Genomic DNA, 16,870 nt, shown 5'->3' with positions numbered 1-16,870 from the left:
ACCACGTCATTAGGCTTCGCACATGCAAGAACGCCTTGTCGATCGCCATCCGGAGGTTCCGGCGGACCAGCTCGTCGCCCAGATGGTGCCCCCGCCCATGTTCGACGAGGTGAGTTTCGGGTCCTACATCCCCGATCCCGCCGAGCCCAGCCAGGCCGCCGCGGTGAGCAAGGCCGAGGCGTTCTCCGGCCAGGTCGCCAAGATCCACAAGGCGTCGGCCAAGAAGGGCCTGTTCGGTAAGAAGAAGCAGGTCAGCGGCGCGGGCCTGTATCTGGACGGCGGGTTCGGCGTCGGCAAGACCCACCTGCTGGCCTCCATCTTCCACAGCGCGCCCGCCCCGAAATCGTTCGGCACCTTCGGCGAATTGACCAACCTGGTCGGTGCGCTCGGCTTCAATAACGCGGTCGAGCGCCTGTCCGCCAACAGCGTGTTGTGCATCGACGAATTCGAACTCGACGATCCGGGCGACACGATGCTCGTGTCGCGGCTGCTGACCGAACTGTCGGCGCGCGGCGTGTCGATCGCCGCCACCTCCAATACGCTGCCCGGCCAGCTCGGGGAGGGCCGTTTCGCCGCGCAGGACTTCATGCGCGAGATCAAGAAGCTGGGCGCGATCTTCGAGGCGGTCCGCGTGGACGGCCCCGACTACCGCCACCGCGACCTGCCGCCCGCCCCGGAGCCCACCTCGCCCGAGGCGCTGGCCGAAAAGGCCGCCGCCACACCCGGTTCCACGCTGGACGATTTCGACACGCTGCTGAAGCACCTGAGCACGCTGCACCCGTCGAAGTACGGCGCGCTGATCGCGGGCTTGTCGGCGGTGTTCATCGCGGGCGTGCACCCGGTGACCGATCAGGCCGTCGCGCTGCGCATCGTGGTGCTGGCCGACCGCCTCTACGACGCGAGCGTGCCCGTCACGGTGTCGGGCGCCAAGCTCGACGAGATCTTCTCGCAGGAGATGCTCGACGGCGGCTACCGCAAGAAGTACCTGCGCGCGATCTCCCGGCTGCTGGCGCTCTCCCGGTTCGAGGCCGCCACCGCCTGATTCGTTTCCCGCCGGACCACGGCATGTCGCGCGGTGGTTGCCTCCCGGTTGCTCCGGATTCGGCGCGGCCCGGCAGAATCCAGGCGGAATCGGCTGCCTGTCGACGGGGCCGCTCGACAGGCAGTAGTCGAAAGGCCCTTGGACCGAACCCGTGCCGCCCAGGCGGCCCCGACCGAAGGATGCCCGTGCTCCGTTCCCGTGCTCTGCGCGCACCGCTCGTCGCGCTGTGCGGTCTGACCGTCGCGTTCGGTCCCGCGCTCACCGTCGCGACCGCCGCACCGCCCGCCGCCGTCGCCGCCGACCGGTCGCTGGGACTGACCGGTGTGCAGAACGCGCGCGACGCCGGCGGCTACCGCACCGTCGACGGCCGGTGGGTGCGCACGGGTCTGGTGTTCCGCACGGGCCAGCTGGACAAGGCGACCGACGCCGACCTCGGTGTGCTCGCCGCGCGCGACGTGCGGGTGGTCGACGATCTGCGCACCGTCTTCGAACGGGCCATCGCCCCGGACCGTATTCCGGCGGGCGCGCAAGACAATTGGGACGACGTGATCGGCCAGGCGCCGCCGCAGGTGCTGGTCACCACCCTCACCGGCGGGGACGATCTGTACCGGGCGTTCGTCACGCTGCCCGGCGCGAACGCCGCCTTCGCCTCGGTGCTGCGCGACATCCTCACCACCGACGGCGCCGTGCTCTACCACTGCACCGCGGGCAAGGACCGCACCGGCTGGGCGTCGGCGGTGCTGCTCACCGTGCTCGGTGTGGACCGCGCGACGGTGACCGAGGACTACCTGCTGTCGAACGTGTATCGCAATGCGACGCCGGAGGATTCGCTCAACGGAGTGCGTCAGGAGTGGCTGGACGCCGCGTTCGACGAAGTGGAGCGCGTCTACGGCGATTTCGACGCTTACGTGCGTGACGGACTGGGTCTCACCGATGCGGAAGTGAGCGCGCTGCGCGCGAAGATGCTCGCCTGACCCGCCCGCGCGGCTACCATCCCGGCATGGCGACATTCGAGACATGGGACGGTCTGACACTCCATTACCGTGAGTGGGAGGGCGATGGCCGCACCGTGGTGCTGCAGCACGGTTTCGTCGCCGACACCAACGCCAACTGGATGGCGATGGGCGTGGTGAACGCGCTGCGCGAGACCGGCTGCCGGATCGTCTCGCTCGACGCGCGCGGCCACGGCCGTTCCGAGAAGCCCCATGACGCGCAACGGTATTCGTGGTCGGCGATGGCCGAGGACGTGCGCGCCCTCTACGACGAACTCGACCTCGCCGACGTCACCCAGGTGGGCTACTCGATGGGCGGGATCATCTCGCTGCTGGTGGCCGCCGAGGACAAGCGGGTGGGGCGGCTGGCGGTCGGCGGCATCGGATCCGGCGTGATCGACTGCGGCGGCGTCGACCGGCGCGTGGTCCAGCTCGACGAACTGCGCGTCGCGATGACCGGCGACGGCACGGACGCACCGCCCGCGGCCCGCGCGTTCCGCCTGCTGGCCGACGCCGTGCGCGCCGACCTCGACGCCATCGACGCCGTGGTCACCGGCCTGGACGCCGCCCCCATCAGCACCCTGGACGACGTCACCGTGCCCACGCTGGTCCTGGCCGGCGTGGACGACCCGCTGGCCGCCGAACCCGACCGCCTGGCCGCCGCCCTGCCCGACGGACGCCTCGTGACCGTGGCGGGCGATCACATGACCGCCGTCTCCAACCCCGAATTCGGCGCCGCCCTGGCCGATTTCGCGCGCTAGAACACCAGCCGCATCACGAAATCGTGGTGGATCCGGTTGCCCACCGTGAACGTGCGCGTGCCGACGGTCTCGAACCCGTGCTTGGCGTAGAACCGCTGCGCGCGCTTGTTCTCCTGGTTCACCCCGAGCCACATCCCCGCGTAGTTCCCAGCCTTCGCCTGCTCCAGCGCGGCCTTCATCAGCGCCGTCGACACCCCCGTCCCGTGATGCCCCGGCAGTACATACATCTTGCTGACCTCGAGCACCGGCCGCAGATCCACCGCCCGCGCCACCTCGGGCTCGGGCGATTCCCCCTCCTGCAGCATCGCGTACCCCACGATCTCCCCACCCGCGACCGCCTTCAAGACCGTCCGCGTCGGATCGCTCAAATACTCCCCGAACCGCTCCCCGGACAGCACCTCGGTGATGAAGACCTCGATATCGTCGGCCGTCGCATCCGGCGGGCAGGCCAACGGAAACGTCGCGGCCGCCACATCACTGAGGGCCTCGGCATCCCACAACCCCGCCCGGTCGACGATGACTGGCAAGTTGCTCATGTGTCCATAAGAGCACACGACCGGCGGTGAAAGCGCCCCGCGACCGGGTTCGGAAGACGAGCGCCACAAGTTCGGTCACCGGCACATCGCCGCGGGATCGGCGCCTGCGACGTCGGCGATGCGGTGGGTTCGGCGCATCCGGTCACGGCGGGCGAGTCACAGCTGGTGTCACGCGGACATGGGCGCACCCCTGACGGCAAGGTGGGGCCGAATTGACGGCGGGTGCCCGGTGAGGTGGCCGAGGATTGCAAATGTGATCCCTCGGTAACACGTTCGTGCGAGTATGACCGCCGATGTCGGCTGTTCGAGGGAGTGCGCGGTGACCGAGTTTCTGGACACGATAAACGGCTACATCTGGAGCGACGCCCTGGTCTATCTGTGTTTGGCCGCGGGCGTCTATTTCTCGATCCGGTCGAGATTCCTCCAGGTGCGCCAAGTACCCGAGATGGTGCGGTTGATGATTCGGGGGGAGAAGTCCCCGTCGGGTGTGTCGTCGTTCCAGGCGTTGACGATGTCGCTGTCGGGACGGGTGGGCACCGGCAATATCGCCGGTGTGGCGACGGCGATCGCGTTCGGCGGGCCGGGGGCGATGTTCTGGATGTGGGCCGTGGCGTTTCTCGGTGCCTCGACGTCGTTCGTGGAGTGCACGCTGGGGCAGATCTACAAGACGCGTGATCGGTTGACCGGTGAGTATCGGGGTGGGCCCGCCTACTACTTGAGCCGGGCGATGGCGCACACGAAGGCCGCCCCACTGTTCAAGGTCTACGGGATCGTGTTCGCCGCGGTCACCGTGCTGGCGTGCGGCGTGCTGTTGCCCAGCGTGCAGTCGAATTCGATGGCCTCGGCGATGAACAACGCGTGGGGTGTGTCCGAGTGGACCGTGGCGGTGGGCACGGTGATCGTGCTGGCTTTCGTGATCATCGGTGGCGTGAAGCGGATCGCGGCGTTCGCCTCGGTCGTCGTGCCGGTCATGGCGGTCTTCTACATCGCGGGCGCACTGGTGATCGTCCTGGCGAACGCGTCGGAGCTGCCCTCGATCATCGGCACCGTGCTGTCGAGCGCCTTCGGTGCGGACGCGGCGTTCGGCGCGATCATCGGTGCGGCAGTCATGTGGGGTGTCAAACGCGGCGTCTACTCCAACGAGGCGGGGCAGGGCACCGGGCCGCACGCGGCGGCGGCCGCCGAGGTCTCCCACCCGGTCAAGCAGGGCTTCGTGCAGGCGTTCGCGGTCTACATCGACACCCTGTTCATCTGTTCGGCGACCGGGTTCCTGATCCTGTCCACCGGCGCGTACCGGGTGTACGAGGGTGAGTCGGCGTCGGGAGCGGTGATCGCCGAGGGTGGTGCGCTGCCCTCGGACGCGGTGGTCGGGCCGACGTTCGTCCAGGTCGGTTTCGACACGTTGTGGAGCGGTGCGGGGTCGACGTTCATCGCGGTGTCGCTGGCGTTCTTCTGCCTGACCACGATCATCGCCTACTACTACATGGCCGAGACCAACCTGCGGTTCCTCGTCGGCAAGTACGGGCCCGCTCCGGTCCCGCTCATCCGGGGCACGATCGGGTCGAACACCACGATCCTGCTGCAGACGTTGATCCTGGTCTCGGTCGTGGTCGGTGCGGTCTCGACCGCGTCGGAAGCGTGGACGCTCGGTGACATCGGGGTCGGATTGATGGCCTGGCTCAACATCATCGGCATCCTCATCCTTCAGCAGCCCGCCTACAAGGCGCTGCGCGATTACGAGCGCCAGAAGAAGTCCGGGCTCGATCCGGTCTTCGATCCGAAGGCGTTGAACATCGTCGGCGCGACGTTCTGGGAGAGCTACGAGCCCTCCAGCAGAAAGGACCGGGAGCCCTCCCGGAACTAGGACCGAACCAGCCGGGGCAGGTGGGGTCAGGTCCCGGCGCGCGAATCCGAGCACCCCGCCGGCCACCAGTCCGGCCGTGACCCCGGTCCGCGTGGTGAGACCGACCCGGTGCGGGGCCCGGCCGGGTACGCCCGCCAGGTGCGCGAACGGTGAGATGTTCGCGCACCTGGCAGGGTGCGGTTCTGCCGCGCACGATCACGCCGACGAGCAATCGCTCGCGACCGGGATCGCACCGACGGGAGCCACGGCGCAGGGCACCCGGCCGAATGCGAGGACGGCGGCGCCGAGCGCTGGCCAGGCCACCGGGCGGCCTCGAGCGCACCGCCCAGGGCGTCTGCGAACCTCAGCGGCGCCCCGCCGATCACCACACCGACCCACATCGCGAACCCGACACCGGCCGGCACGACGACGCCCACGGTGGTGACCTGGACCTCGATCGCGAGGATGCGCGTTCGTGACAGCAGCAGCGCGAACAGCGGAGTCCACCGGCGCTCGGTCTCCTCGGCGGCGAGCGCGGCGGTCCTCCCCACGTCGTAGAGCCCGCTCGCCTCCGCCAGCAGCCGGAACATCACCGAGGCCAGCCCGGTCGCCGACTCCATTCCGGTGATCTCCGCGAGGTCGGCGAAGGGGATTCTCAGCCACGCCGGAGCGGGCACGCCCTCGGCGGTCACCTTCGACAGCAGACCGCCCACCACCAGCGCCGCGGTCGCCGTAGCCGCCGCCGACCGCGTCGGCAACAGTGGCGCGCCGAGCAGCCCCACCGCTGCGACTACCGCTGCGACACCGAATATCCCGGTCTCGTGCACGACCGCGCTTGTCACGGCGGTGCCGGTGACGACCAGAACGACCATCGCACCCAGCAGCCCGGCCACCAGCAGGAGCGCACGAAGCAGGCCCCGCACCGAATCCACCGCGCGAACCCGGCCGCGAGCAGCAGCTCCGATCGCGCCGCGTCCGCCACGCCACGACTGACGCGCGTCGCGGCCGGCGACACCCACACCGCAGCCAGGACCAGCACCGGAGTCCCGGTGCGCCACACCGTGAAACCACCCGGATCACCCAACGCCGGCGGCTTGCCGAACACGGTGCGTATCGCCGGATTCTCCGCCAGCGCGCGGATCGCGTCGTTGTCGACGGCACCGGCGCACCCACCCACTCGGAGAAGTCGATGTCCCGCTCGCGATCGGCCGTTTCGTCGGACCTGGGTTCATTTCGGCGTGGCGCGAAGGTCGCCGAACACGGCGTACGCGTTGCCTTCGCGATCGACGTTGGTGACTTGCAGGCGCAGCCGCAGGGCGTTGGTGATATCGAGGTCGATCGGGATGGTCTGGCCGATCTCGATGGAGTGCCCGGCGATCAGGACGCCGTCCGCGTAGATCTCGAACTGCATGGACAGTCCGCTCGGGGTCGCGTCGTCGCGGACACCGAGGATGCCCTCCAAGCGGGTGTACTTCCGGGCGAGGTCGTACTCGACGTACCCGGGAATCCGGACACGCGGATTGATCATGACCGAACGGGTGTAGGTCGTACCGGAGACGGCCGCGGCACCGGTATTGAATCGGTAATAGTTGCTGTCGTCGAGTCTTCGGAAGTCGGCGAGGTATTGCGTCCCGACGACGCTCGCGGAATCGGGCGTCGTGGCCGAGCCGCTCGTCGCTGTCGTGGGTGTCGTTGTCGGCGAACCGCTTCCGGTCGTGGTCGATGTGCTCGGGGGCGGCGCCACGATCGTCGTGACGACGATCGTCGGAGCCTCTTGGGCCTGTGGTTCGCGCAGTGTGACGATCGCGATCGCGGCGGCCAGGACCACCAGCGCGCCGCCGAACGCGGCCGGCGCCGCGTACCGCTTCCATCGGCGTGGGCTGCTCGGCGTGGCGGGCAGGTCCGCCAGCACCGCGTCGATCTGCGCCTGCGTCGTGGCGGCGTGAATGCGCGCCGACCGCTCGTCGAATTCGCCGATACCGATCCGGCCCGCGGAGAGGTGTTGTTCGAGAAGCGTGGACGCGCGCTCGCGTTCGGCGGTCCCGATCCTCGGCTGGAGGTTGTCGTTCATGGTCGTAGCCTTACGTTGTATAGTGTCGAGCGGGATCGACCTCGCCGTCGCCGTTTCGGCATTCCGCAAGAGATATCGCGTTATGCCCCTGGGCAATCGCGGTCGATCAGGGGAGCGGTCGGGCTATTCGAAGAGGGTCGGATCCCCCCACGCGAGTTCCGGTAGTCGCCGTGACTTGCCGATGGCGGCGGCGACACCCGCGAGCATCGGCGGGCCGATGGTGTCCGGCCGGTAGGCGACCAGTCGGAGGCGAAGGACGCGCGAGACGTCGTAGTGGATCCGGATCGGCTCGCCGTAGGTCGCCCGAACCTGTTGCCGGGGCTCGTTGTCCAAGAAGACCTGGAAATGCCCGGTCTGGTTCACATCCACGGCATCATCGAGAATGCCGACCACAGCCTCGAATTCGCGATATCTGCGGCCGAGGTTGTATTCGATGGGGCTCCTCGGGTCACCACAGAAGACGGGACAGCGATGGACGATGCTGTTCCCGTAGTGCTCGGCGTCGAGGTCCGCGCTGCCGAATCTCAGGTCGGGTCCGCGCCGCACCGGTTCCAGTACGGTCGTCAGCAGCCGGGCCTTCCTGCGCACCGGCACCGAGATCGGCGCCGTCGGTGTGGAAACCGACGTGGGCGCCGGGCCGGTGTATGGCGAGCCGATCCACTGCCCGCGATCGGGCATGGGGTGCTCGCCCCGGCCGGTGAAGGCAGCGAGTAGATCCGCCACTCCGTCACGCGTGAATTCGTCGATCACGAAGTGGGTCGCGGAGTACGGCAGTAGGAACACGGGGATCTCGTCGATCGACCGTCCGGGCAGCACTACCGGGAGAATTCGGCGCGTCTCGCCGACCAAGTTCTGTGTGATCGCGTTGCGGATCATCGCGCTCTCGAACTGCGCGCCGCGGCCGCGGTCCGGTTGCTCGGATCCCTCGGCCCGCCTTTTGTAGTCGGGTGAGGCGATGACGAGCACGAAGTCCGCCCGCGACAGCTGGTCGATCGCCCACAGCGACCAATCGCGCCGCTCCGCGTCGTACCAGCAATCCAAGTGGACATCGGCGCCGATTTCGGTCCGCAGAAAGGTCGCGAACCGGCGGACGAGTTCCTTGTGCTGCTTCGAGTCGTGCGAATACGAGACGAATACGCGTGGCTCGTCCCCGGAACGATACGAAATTCGTTCTCCGACACCCGTCATGCCTGTCCTCCGTGCCGGATTGTTGCCGTGTGGCGCACAGCTTACGTCCTGTTCGCTCGTTTGAAACCTGACACTGTCCAGTGGGCCGGATCGGCACAGTGGGATCGAAATCCACTGCGGCGCAAGTCGATAGACAGCGTGCCGAAGCTCTCGAATTGAGTCCTGCGTCCTCGCGTTCCACTCCCGGGATGAGCCTCTCGAGCCGGCTAACCGCGGGAAACTTGCCGGCCCGTGCGCCGGACGCTCTGGGAGACCGTGCGCTGAGTCCATTTCCAATCCGGCATGCGATGGCGGATCACGTAACCGGTCACGATCGCGGCGACGGCCACCAGGGCGACCAGCGCGAGCCCGCCGTTGCCCGAGCCGAGGGCGATGAGGAATGTCAGCACGGACACGCCGGTGGCGGCCAGATAAGCTACGACGTGGTCGGAGCCGTACCACTTCACCTGGGCCGCGCGGTCCACCAGCCGCTGTATCTCGCCGACGTGCTCGCGCACCTCGGCGAGTTCCTCGCCGCGCAGGTCGAGCGCCGAGATCCGCGCCAGCGTCTCCCGCGAGAACGCGAGTTGCGCTTCGTTGGTGATACTCCGGCTACCGTCGGCGAACTCGCTCCATTGATCGGTGATGGAGTCGGCGAGCGCGGCGGCCAGGCCCTCCTTGAAGTAGGCCACATCCGGATAGTCCCGAACGGCGTTCTCGTAGAGGGGAATCGCCAGCTCCACGTCCTTGTCCACGTAGGTGTTCGCGACGCCGATGGCATAGAGCGGGTTGCCCGGATCGAGAGCCCGCGCGCGTTCGTACGCTTCGCGAGCCCGCACCCAATCGCGCGCGCCGCAATGCACATCGCCGAGCACACCGTGGAAGCGAGGATCGTCGGCGTTCAGCCGGAGGGCTTCGGTGATCTCGAACAACGCATCGCTGCCGTTGTCCAATTCGAGTGAGGCTTGGGCGCGGATATGCCATGCCTCCGCGTCGCCGGGGTGCCGATGCGTCGCCTCGGAGGCGGCCATGTGCGCCTGAAATCCGTCGCCGCTGTCGAGATACTCGTGCGCGATCGATGTCCAGTCGCGCTGCGTGTCGTCGGGTAGGGGCTTGTGATCCATGAGAATGTCCCGCCTGTCGTGCTCAGAGCGCGTCGATTTTCTGAATCAACTTGCGTCGCTTGAGATATACCCGGTCGCAGCATCCCGCGATTCCCATCCGCTGGGACCAGGACGACATCCACACGGCCACGCTGACGTTTCCGTTGTCCATCTGGGTCACCGTGACCGAGAGGACGGGCTTGTCGTTGCCGACCGAGGCCAAGCCGAATCCTCGGGCCTGAAAGTTCAAATCCCCGGGTCCGTCGACCGCGCGCCACCACACGGACCCGAAATGGTCCCGTACCACATCGATTACGTGGTTGTACGGCGCCTTCGCATAGGTGTCGATCTGTTTCCTCGCACCGACGGTGAAGAAGAACGCGATCACCAGTACGGCGGCGAACGCGATACCGAGGAGGACGAGCAATGCTTCCATCGTGAGCTCCTGAACTCCGGCCGCGGCTCAGCCCGCGGCGCTGTCCAGGGCATCACGGTCGAAAGGAGACATTCCTGGACATCTGGAAAGCGCTTGAATACACTGCACGGGTGCTCGTGCCGGACCACGGAGGTGATGATGGCCGGCTCGCGGCGAAAGGTCGTCGATCCCGATTCCGCTCTGGAGCACTTCGTCACCGCGCTGAACCAGGCCTTGCTGCACGCTGAGAAGCAGCACGGAGCCGTCAGCCGGGCGAAACTGGCCAGGCGGCTGAATATTTCGCTGGGTAGCGTGTACGCCTATCTCAACGGCACGACGCTGCCGCCCCCGGCGGCGCTGGAGTCGATGCTCTTCGAACTGCATCTCGACGGGCCCGCGGTGGGGCGTTTGACGACCTTGCGTGACGACGTGGAGATCGCCCGGCGGACCCGGCGGGAGCGTGGTTCCGCGGACCCGCGCCGTAGCTCATATGCCGCCGAATTACCCAGGGATACACGGCAATTACTCGGCCGCGACGCGGAGCTGAAGCGGATCATCACCCTGCTGACGGCACCGGACACCGGCGCGAGTGCTGTCTGCGTGCTGTCGGGCGCTGGAGGTGTCGGTAAGACGGCCCTGGCGGTGCGGGCCGCTCGCAGCCTGGAGAAGGCGTTCCCCGACGGGTGCCTGTTTCTCGACCTGCGCGGCTACGCCGACACCGCCGTCATGCCGGCCGGCGAGGCCGCGGACAAGCTCTTGCGCCAGCTGAACGCGCCACCCGAGTCCGTGCCCGCGCAGCCGGACGAGCGTTTCGCCGCGCTGCGCGACTTGCTGCGCGGCCAACGCCTGCTCATGGTGCTGGACAACGTGCTCGACGCCGCCCACATCCGGCCGTTGCTGCCGACCGACGGCGAGAGCCGGGCGCTGGTCACCAGCCGGAGCAACCTCAACGGTCTCGATGACGCCGAGCGGATACACATAGCGCCACTGTCGCCGGGTGATTCGGCGGCGTTGGTGCGTGCGCTCACCGCGGATCTGGGGGCAGACCGCCGCCCGTCCGAGCGGCAACTCGAGGCAATGACGCACAGGTGCCAGGGCCTGCCGGTCGCCATCAGGATCGCCGCCGCGTTCGTGCGCACCGAACCGTGGCCGAGCGACGACGATGCCGGTGGCATCGAGATGTTCCACGACGGAGACCGCGATCTCGAAGCGTTGTTCGAACGCTCGGTGGTGCGATTGGCACCCGAGCACGCGCGGACCTTCACGACACTCGGACTCGTGCGCGGCCCCGACTTCGATATCGCGGCGGCGGCCGCCCTGTGTGACAGCGACCACGGCGTGGTCCGCCGCGCGATTCGGCACTTGATCGAGGTCAATCTTCTCGTGGCTCCGAGGGCCGGGCGCTACGAATTCCACGACCTCGTCCAGTCTTTCGCACGCCGGCGAGCCGAAACGACGCTCACCAGGGAAGAATGCGATCGGATCCACGACCGGATGGTGGATCACTACCTGTCGACCGCCGACGCGGCGGATCGTCTGCTCACGCCCGACCGGCACCGCGCCGGAATGTCCCCGGCGGCGCGCGACACCGGGCACGCGATGCGCGAATACCGCCACGCCATGGCGCAATTGACCGCCGACCGCGGCCATCTGCTGGCCGCCGCGCGGACGGCGTTCGAGCGTGGTCGTGACGAACAGTGCTGGCAATTGGCGTTCGCCGTGCGGGGATTCGCGTTCATCACCCACGACATCGATCTGTGGACCCGGACCCACGAACTCGCCTTGGCCGCGGCGGAACGCGCGGGAAACGCCTACGCCGAGGCGGTGACCACCAACAATCTGGGACTCGCCCAAGTGATGAGCGGCGACGTCGAGGCCGCGTCGGCGCGCTACCAGCGAGCCGGGACACTGTTCAGGACGATCGGCGACGCCTACGGCGAGAACGTCGCGCTGGCGCACGACGCCTGGGCTCAGTTCCTGCGGGGGGAGCTGACGGAAGCGCGGCGCAAGAGCGGTGACGCGCTCGCGTTCCTGAGCGCGAACGGACGACCGAGGAACGTGGCCATCCTTCTCCGCGACACCGCCACCATGGAGATAGCGATGGGCCGGTGGGCGCTGGCGGTGCCGATGGTCCAGGAGGCGCTCGAGGTTTTCCGCGCCCACGGATTACATCTCGACGAGGCGATCGCCTACAACGTACTGGGGCGTGCTTACCAGGGGCTCGACGCACTGCGGCAGGCGAGCGAGATGTTCTCGCGCGCGGCCGAACTCGCATCACGGTCGGGCAGTCTGCTCGAAGAGGCCCGCGGCTGTGTCGGCCTCGGTGAGATCGCGGCGGCGCAAGCCAACTGGCCCGCGGCCCGGATGCACTGGAATCGTGCGCTGAGCGGGTACACCACCTTGCGGGACCGGGACAGGCAGGACGAGATACGCGCGCGGCTGGCCGCGTTGCCGAGCGCCGGCGACTGAACCGGCGCCCGGCGTCACGCTACCGCGCCGGCGCCTTCCACTCGTACTTGCACAGCTGGCACTGATACTTCTGCCAGCCCTGGCGGTCCTTCTCACCGACATCCATTCCGGTCTTCTTGGAACATTGCGGGCAAACCTCGGCCATCGCCTGTCTCCTTCCTGTTTGCCAGCCCAGGAAGCCACACTCGGAACGGGCCGGACCACAGCAGTTGGAAACCGCTGAAAAACACCGGAAAAGACTGCGCGGGCGCACGATCCACGAGCGCTCGCGCGCGATTAGCCTGGCGTCATGCCCACATCTGCCCGGTTGCGGCACGGTGACCTGATCGCCGGACTGCCGCGTGCCACCCGCCACGGGACATCGTCATGGTGACCGCGGTGATCGCCGCCGGCGCCAGCATTGTCGTCGCGGTGCTGACGTACGCGCTGACTCAGCGCGGCGCGATACGCCAGGAGCGGCGGCAGGCGCGACTGCTGCGTGTCAGCAGCCAACTCGCCGACCTGTACGGACCGCTGCGCGCGCTGATGGAAACGAACGAACAGACCTGGGAGGCGCTGCGGGAGTCTCATCTGCCACCACGGGTGGAGCGCCGGTTCGACGCCGCCGATCCCGAGTGGCGCCGATGGCGTGACCTCGTCCTGATGCCCGCGAATCGAGCCATGCGAGACCTCATCCTCGAACACGCCGACCTCTTGCTGGAATCCGAACTGCCGGAACCACTGCGACAGTTCTGCGCCCACGTCGCCGCGTTCGAAGTCGTCCTCGCCGCCGAAGCGGACGGCATTGTTCTGCCCACTTTGGTCCGACATCCCGGCGAGGCGTATGTGCGGCAGGTGCGCGAGGCGTTCGACTTGCTTACGGCCGAGCGGCGCCGACTGCTCGCGTCGTGACCGCGACGGGGTACTCGGCCGCTTGCGGAACCACGCGCAGGATTCGCTCGGTCGGCGCGTCGGCCCCGCCGTTCCGATGAGCTGATCCGTGCGGTCGTTCAGTTCTGGAAGAGGCAGAACAGGTGTCCGGCGGGGTCGATCATCACCCGCACGTCCGGTTGGGGTTGGTGGTCGGCGAGGGTGGCGCCCGCCTCGAGGGCGTGCCGTTGGGCGGCATCGAGATCGTCGACGGGTAGGTCGAGGTGGGCGGTAATGTGTTGTCGGCCAGCCTGACTCGGCCAGGTCGGACGGACGTACCGGCGTTCGTACTCGATATCGAGGGTCATCAGGCCGGGCACGCCGGGGCTCGTAGCTGGGCCCACCCCGCCTCGGGAGGGTCGCCGGGCCGCGGGTCCTCCAGCGTGCTGATGGTCCAGCCCAGCAATCGTTCGTAGAAGCTGGCCAGTTCACTCGGGCTGGGAGCGGCGAGGGTGACGCTCGATACCCACATCGGTTGTCCGGTCACAGGTGGTGACACTACGGCTTCGCCGAGGGGGCAGCGTGGAAATCCGGGGTTGCCGGGTCGCCCAGCTCGCCGCGGTCGTGCGGCGCTGCTGGCCGGTCGGCGGACGATCGGTGGGCTGGAAGCCTTCGACCGCACGAACTACGAGATATCCGTCGATCAGAGGTGGCCACAGGCGGGGATGAGCGGCTGCGGCCGGGCGCTGCGTTCTGAGGGCCGCCCATCGGCGCGCTACCGATCGACTGCACCCGTGTCCGGTAGCTCCGCCCAATCTTGAAGGGCGGCAACGAATTCCTCGGGCGCGTCGGATTCCGGATACGTGCCGGCGCCCTCGATGATGACCGTCTTGTGGTGGGGGAAGGTGGATTCCAGGCGTTCGCGTTCCTGGGGGCGGAAGGCGATGTCGGCGTCGCCCCAGATGTCGGTCTCGACATCGGCGGCCCGCCGTACCAACTCCGCGCTGCGCCTTCCGGTTTCGAGGTCGGCCCGCACGACGGCGGCACCCTCGATGCCACCCTGCGCGCCGACCCCGCCTACATCCTCGGCCTCGCCGCCGGCGCGCTCACCGTGAGCGATGTCCTCGCCTTCGGGCTGGCCGAGATCGACGGCGACGAGGCCGTTGTCCGCGCCGTCTTCGCCGCCTGACGAGCGCCGCGCGGCACCGAGATCGACTGCGTGAAAGACGCGGTGCATCCCGGAGATTCAGACGCCGAGAACCACGAAGACCACGCACACCGCGGTGGCGAACCCGAGCCAGGCGGCGAGGCCCGCCTCTATTCGGGCTGTTCCTGCAGGGCGCGGACCTCGATGCGGGAGCCGAGCGCGGCGGAGGCCTGCTCGGCCCAGGCCAGCGCCTTCTCCTGGGTGGGCGCCTCGATGATCCAGAAGCCGCCGACGTATTCGGTCGCCTCCACGAACGGGCCGGGGACGTGCTTGGGCTCGTCGCCGGTGGCGTCGACGGTGATCGCGGTCGACGGCGGGTGCAAGCCGCCGGCGGTGACGAAGGCGCCCGCCTCGTTCAGGTCGGTGTTGAAGCGCTCGACGGCGGCCATCAAGGCCTCCATTTCGGCCGGATCGAACTCCTGCATCGACTCCATCGTCGGCTCTTCGGCGGTGTCGTGCGGGACGGTGAGGAAGTATTGCGTCATGGGGGTTCTCGCTTTCGGTTGTGCGGGTTCTGTGGTGATACTGACATCGGTGCAGACCTCGCCCGCGCCGGAAACTCATCGGTCACCCGGGGACGTGATCACGGTCGGCTCGGAGTCGACAGGTTCCTGGCGTGTTCGGCGCCGAGAGGTCACGGCCAGTCGGCCGACGGCGCGAGTCCAGATCCGCGGGGCTACAGTGTCATCGCCGCATCCTCGCTCGGCTCTGCATGTCCTCGACGCACGTGACGGTGATGTCGACGATCCGGCCGTCCAAGCCGCGTTCGCGCATCCCCGCGCCGGCGAGCTCCTCGGCGCGCAGGCGGGCGATGACTTCGGCGTCCTCCGGGCTCTCGTCCGCGACCTGGAGCAGGTAGCGGAACTGGTAGCCGATCAACTCCGGCGAATACAGGAACGTGCCCTCCGGGGTGAACCGCGCGGCGAACATGTCGTGCGCGTCCTGCTCGGCGCGCAACCGATCACGTTGGGCGGCATCGAGATTCGCGAAACGGCCGCAGACCGTGACGCGGTACGTGCGATTCATGCCGACGCCCCGTCCCGGCGGGTGGCGGCCGCGAACAGCGCCACGATCTCGGTGGTCAGCCGCTCGGCGTCGACCTGGCCGGCGCTCAATCGCATCGCGGCACTGTCCAGGACGGTGCGCACCGCGAAAGCCATGGTGCGCGTGTCGAAAACGCGCATCTCACCGCTCTGCCCGCCTTCCTCGAACAGGGTGACCAGCTCGTCGAGCGAGTCCGTCGCGCGGTCGCGGTAATACCCCCGATCCCGGCGCCCGAAGTACTCGACCACCGCGAGCAGAGCTCCGGCGGCGTCCGGGTTCCGCGCGCAGTACTCCAGATAGGTGCGAATGTAAGTGGCGAGCCGTTCGCCGCTGGGCGCGCGCTCGGCCAGGATCCGCGAAAGCGTCGGCGCGAGTTCACTCACCACCGTCTCGGCGACGGCCGCGGCGAGGTCGTCCTTGCCCGCGTAGTTGCCGTGCACCGCGCCCCTGCTGAACCCCGCGTGCTCGGCGACGGCGTGCAGGGACGTCGCGGCGACGCCCTGCCGCGCGAAAAGTTCGATCGCCGACGCGACGAGACGCCTGCGGGTCTCCCGCTGACTTTCCTCGCGGGTGAGCCTGGGCGGGCGGACGGGGGTCGAGTTCACGAATTCAGGATACGAGGTGGTATCTGAATGTCAATGTGTATCTGAATGGTCCCCTCGAGGACCGCTCGGAGGGCGAACGCGGCGAACGAGTGATCCTTCGGTGCTGCGTCCGGGTGCGGATCGCGCGCCCCACAGGCGGGTGGGCATCGCGAAAGGTGTTGCAGGGAGTCGTATCCGGTGCCGGCTCTCGGCTGGTGGGCGGTGCTCGCGGGAAAGCTTCGCGCGCATCGGGAATCGCCGGTGTTCGGCCGGGTCAGTCGGTCGTCGCGGTGGCGGAGATTTCGGGCACCTCGGCGCGGGCCTTGGTCACCGCATCGGCGATGACGTCGATCTCGTCGCGGTAGGTCCAGTCGTGTTCGCGGGACGCGGGGTTCCCCGAGCTCGAAACCGCGCAGGGGAGGGCCCGGGCGCTCCACCCGCGCTCGGTGAACGCCGTGACCAGCGGCTTGTAGAAGCGTGAGCCGATCGCCATGGCGGGGGCGATCAGCACGATCGGCGAGTTGTCGTGCGTGCGCGACGATGGCACTCGGGGTACTCCTTCGGTGGGCGGCCGTTCGGGAAATCCGCTACGGCAAGTCCGAACTCCGGCGGGATCGTCCCCGGTGACCGGTTCGGCGTGCGTCGCTCAATCCTGGAATTCGCAGATCACGACCGGGATGTCGCGGGTGGTCCTGCGCTGGTAGTTCGCGTATCCCTGGTAGGCCTCGGTGATTCGCGGCCAGAGTTCGGCCTTCTCCTCGGGGGTGGCGGTGTGCGCGTGGATCTA

Annotated in this window: 20 protein-coding genes; 7 read left to right on the top strand and 13 right to left on the bottom strand. The window is 68.2% G+C overall.

Annotation, left to right across the window (positions count from 1 at the left end; all coding sequences use genetic code 11):
• The first annotated feature begins 22 nt into the window (after positions 1 to 22).
• The 3 genes from zapE to OHB21_RS33645 all read left to right on the top strand — a co-directional run bounded on the left by zapE (position 23) and on the right by OHB21_RS33645 (position 2,795).
• Complete coding sequence (gene zapE / locus OHB21_RS33655) at positions 23 to 1,042, top strand: cell division protein ZapE (protein WP_067504303.1); 1,020 nt, start codon at positions 23 to 25, stop codon at positions 1,040 to 1,042.
• 185 nt (positions 1,043 to 1,227) lie between these two features.
• Positions 1,228 to 2,016, top strand: coding sequence for a tyrosine-protein phosphatase (locus tag OHB21_RS33650; protein ID WP_324192084.1), 789 nt, complete (start codon positions 1,228 to 1,230; stop codon positions 2,014 to 2,016).
• Between the two features lie 26 nt (positions 2,017 to 2,042).
• The gene (locus OHB21_RS33645; protein WP_067504297.1) at positions 2,043 to 2,795 is read left to right on the top strand and encodes an alpha/beta fold hydrolase; all 753 of its coding nucleotides are present in this window, start codon (positions 2,043 to 2,045) and stop codon (positions 2,793 to 2,795) included.
• Here OHB21_RS33645 and OHB21_RS33640 read toward each other — a convergent pair.
• Positions 2,792 to 3,322: a GNAT family N-acetyltransferase gene (locus OHB21_RS33640; RefSeq protein ID WP_067504343.1), complete on the bottom strand. Its 531-nt coding sequence runs from the start codon at positions 3,320 to 3,322 to the stop codon at positions 2,792 to 2,794. The genes OHB21_RS33645 and OHB21_RS33640 overlap by 4 nt on opposite strands.
• Before the next feature lie 328 nt (positions 3,323 to 3,650).
• On the opposite strand from OHB21_RS33640, the gene OHB21_RS33635 reads away from it, so the two are divergent.
• Positions 3,651 to 5,195 (top strand): alanine/glycine:cation symporter family protein, encoded by a 1,545-nt coding sequence (locus OHB21_RS33635; protein WP_067504340.1) that lies wholly within the window; start codon positions 3,651 to 3,653, stop codon positions 5,193 to 5,195.
• Between the two features lie 26 nt (positions 5,196 to 5,221).
• Here OHB21_RS33635 and OHB21_RS33630 read toward each other — a convergent pair whose 3' ends face one another.
• From OHB21_RS33630 to OHB21_RS33610, 5 genes are all read right to left on the bottom strand, one after another.
• Positions 5,222 to 6,106 carry a hypothetical protein gene (locus tag OHB21_RS33630; protein WP_195125599.1) on the bottom strand — a complete coding sequence of 295 codons (885 nt, stop codon included), beginning with the start codon at positions 6,104 to 6,106 and terminating at the stop codon, positions 5,222 to 5,224.
• A 296-nt stretch (positions 6,107 to 6,402) separates the two neighbouring features.
• Positions 6,403 to 7,245 (bottom strand): DUF1707 domain-containing protein, encoded by an 843-nt coding sequence (locus OHB21_RS33625; RefSeq protein ID WP_067504288.1) that lies wholly within the window; start codon positions 7,243 to 7,245, stop codon positions 6,403 to 6,405.
• Between the two features lie 123 nt (positions 7,246 to 7,368).
• Positions 7,369 to 8,433, bottom strand: coding sequence for an SEFIR domain-containing protein (locus tag OHB21_RS33620; RefSeq protein WP_067504284.1), 1,065 nt, complete (start codon positions 8,431 to 8,433; stop codon positions 7,369 to 7,371).
• Positions 8,434 to 8,639: 206 nt separating this feature from the next.
• Positions 8,640 to 9,536, bottom strand: coding sequence for a tetratricopeptide repeat protein (locus OHB21_RS33615; RefSeq protein WP_195125600.1), 897 nt, complete (start codon positions 9,534 to 9,536; stop codon positions 8,640 to 8,642).
• A 22-nt stretch (positions 9,537 to 9,558) separates the two neighbouring features.
• Positions 9,559 to 9,951, bottom strand: coding sequence for a hypothetical protein (locus OHB21_RS33610; RefSeq protein WP_067504279.1), 393 nt, complete (start codon positions 9,949 to 9,951; stop codon positions 9,559 to 9,561).
• A 138-nt stretch (positions 9,952 to 10,089) separates the two neighbouring features.
• On the opposite strand from OHB21_RS33610, the gene OHB21_RS33605 reads away from it, so the two are divergent.
• Positions 10,090 to 12,399 (top strand): tetratricopeptide repeat protein, encoded by a 2,310-nt coding sequence (locus tag OHB21_RS33605; RefSeq protein ID WP_195142206.1) that lies wholly within the window; start codon positions 10,090 to 10,092, stop codon positions 12,397 to 12,399.
• 366 nt (positions 12,400 to 12,765) lie between these two features.
• Positions 12,766 to 13,290: a hypothetical protein gene (locus OHB21_RS33600; RefSeq protein WP_067504274.1), complete on the top strand. Its 525-nt coding sequence runs from the start codon at positions 12,766 to 12,768 to the stop codon at positions 13,288 to 13,290.
• A 98-nt stretch (positions 13,291 to 13,388) separates the two neighbouring features.
• On the opposite strand, the gene OHB21_RS33595 is transcribed toward OHB21_RS33600, so the two are convergent.
• Both OHB21_RS33595 and OHB21_RS33590 read right to left on the bottom strand, forming a co-directional pair.
• The gene (locus OHB21_RS33595; RefSeq protein ID WP_232331643.1) at positions 13,389 to 13,628 is read right to left on the bottom strand and encodes a VOC family protein; all 240 of its coding nucleotides are present in this window, start codon (positions 13,626 to 13,628) and stop codon (positions 13,389 to 13,391) included.
• Positions 13,616 to 13,795: a VOC family protein gene (locus OHB21_RS33590; RefSeq protein ID WP_198161670.1), complete on the bottom strand. Its 180-nt coding sequence runs from the start codon at positions 13,793 to 13,795 to the stop codon at positions 13,616 to 13,618. The genes OHB21_RS33595 and OHB21_RS33590 overlap by 13 nt, the downstream gene beginning before the upstream one ends.
• A 348-nt stretch (positions 13,796 to 14,143) precedes the next feature.
• On the opposite strand from OHB21_RS33590, the gene OHB21_RS33585 reads away from it, so the two are divergent.
• Complete coding sequence (locus OHB21_RS33585; protein WP_195142207.1) at positions 14,144 to 14,437, top strand: hypothetical protein; 294 nt, start codon at positions 14,144 to 14,146, stop codon at positions 14,435 to 14,437.
• Between the two features lie 128 nt (positions 14,438 to 14,565).
• Here OHB21_RS33585 and OHB21_RS33580 read toward each other — a convergent pair whose 3' ends face one another.
• The 5 genes from OHB21_RS33580 to OHB21_RS33560 form a co-directional block, all read right to left on the bottom strand.
• Positions 14,566 to 14,940: a YciI family protein gene (locus OHB21_RS33580; RefSeq protein WP_067504266.1), complete on the bottom strand. Its 375-nt coding sequence runs from the start codon at positions 14,938 to 14,940 to the stop codon at positions 14,566 to 14,568.
• Between the two features lie 199 nt (positions 14,941 to 15,139).
• Positions 15,140 to 15,481 carry a DUF6204 family protein gene (locus tag OHB21_RS33575; RefSeq protein ID WP_067504263.1) on the bottom strand — a complete coding sequence of 114 codons (342 nt, stop codon included), beginning with the start codon at positions 15,479 to 15,481 and terminating at the stop codon, positions 15,140 to 15,142.
• Entirely contained in the window at positions 15,478 to 16,104 is a 627-nt protein-coding gene (locus OHB21_RS33570; RefSeq protein ID WP_067504261.1) for a TetR/AcrR family transcriptional regulator, read from the bottom strand. Before OHB21_RS33570 ends, OHB21_RS33575 begins: the two co-directional genes overlap by 4 nt.
• A 253-nt stretch (positions 16,105 to 16,357) precedes the next feature.
• Positions 16,358 to 16,630, bottom strand: coding sequence for a hypothetical protein (locus OHB21_RS33565; RefSeq protein ID WP_067504260.1), 273 nt, complete (start codon positions 16,628 to 16,630; stop codon positions 16,358 to 16,360).
• 99 nt (positions 16,631 to 16,729) lie between these two features.
• Positions 16,730 to 16,867 (bottom strand): nitroreductase/quinone reductase family protein, encoded by a 138-nt coding sequence (locus tag OHB21_RS33560; protein WP_084537360.1) that lies wholly within the window; start codon positions 16,865 to 16,867, stop codon positions 16,730 to 16,732.
• Between the last annotated feature and the right edge of the window lie 3 nt (positions 16,868 to 16,870).

Source organism: Nocardia puris (genome assembly GCF_036051655.1).
Classification (GTDB): domain Bacteria; phylum Actinomycetota; class Actinomycetes; order Mycobacteriales; family Mycobacteriaceae; genus Nocardia; species Nocardia puris.
This window is presented reverse-complemented; position numbering and strand designations above follow the sequence as displayed.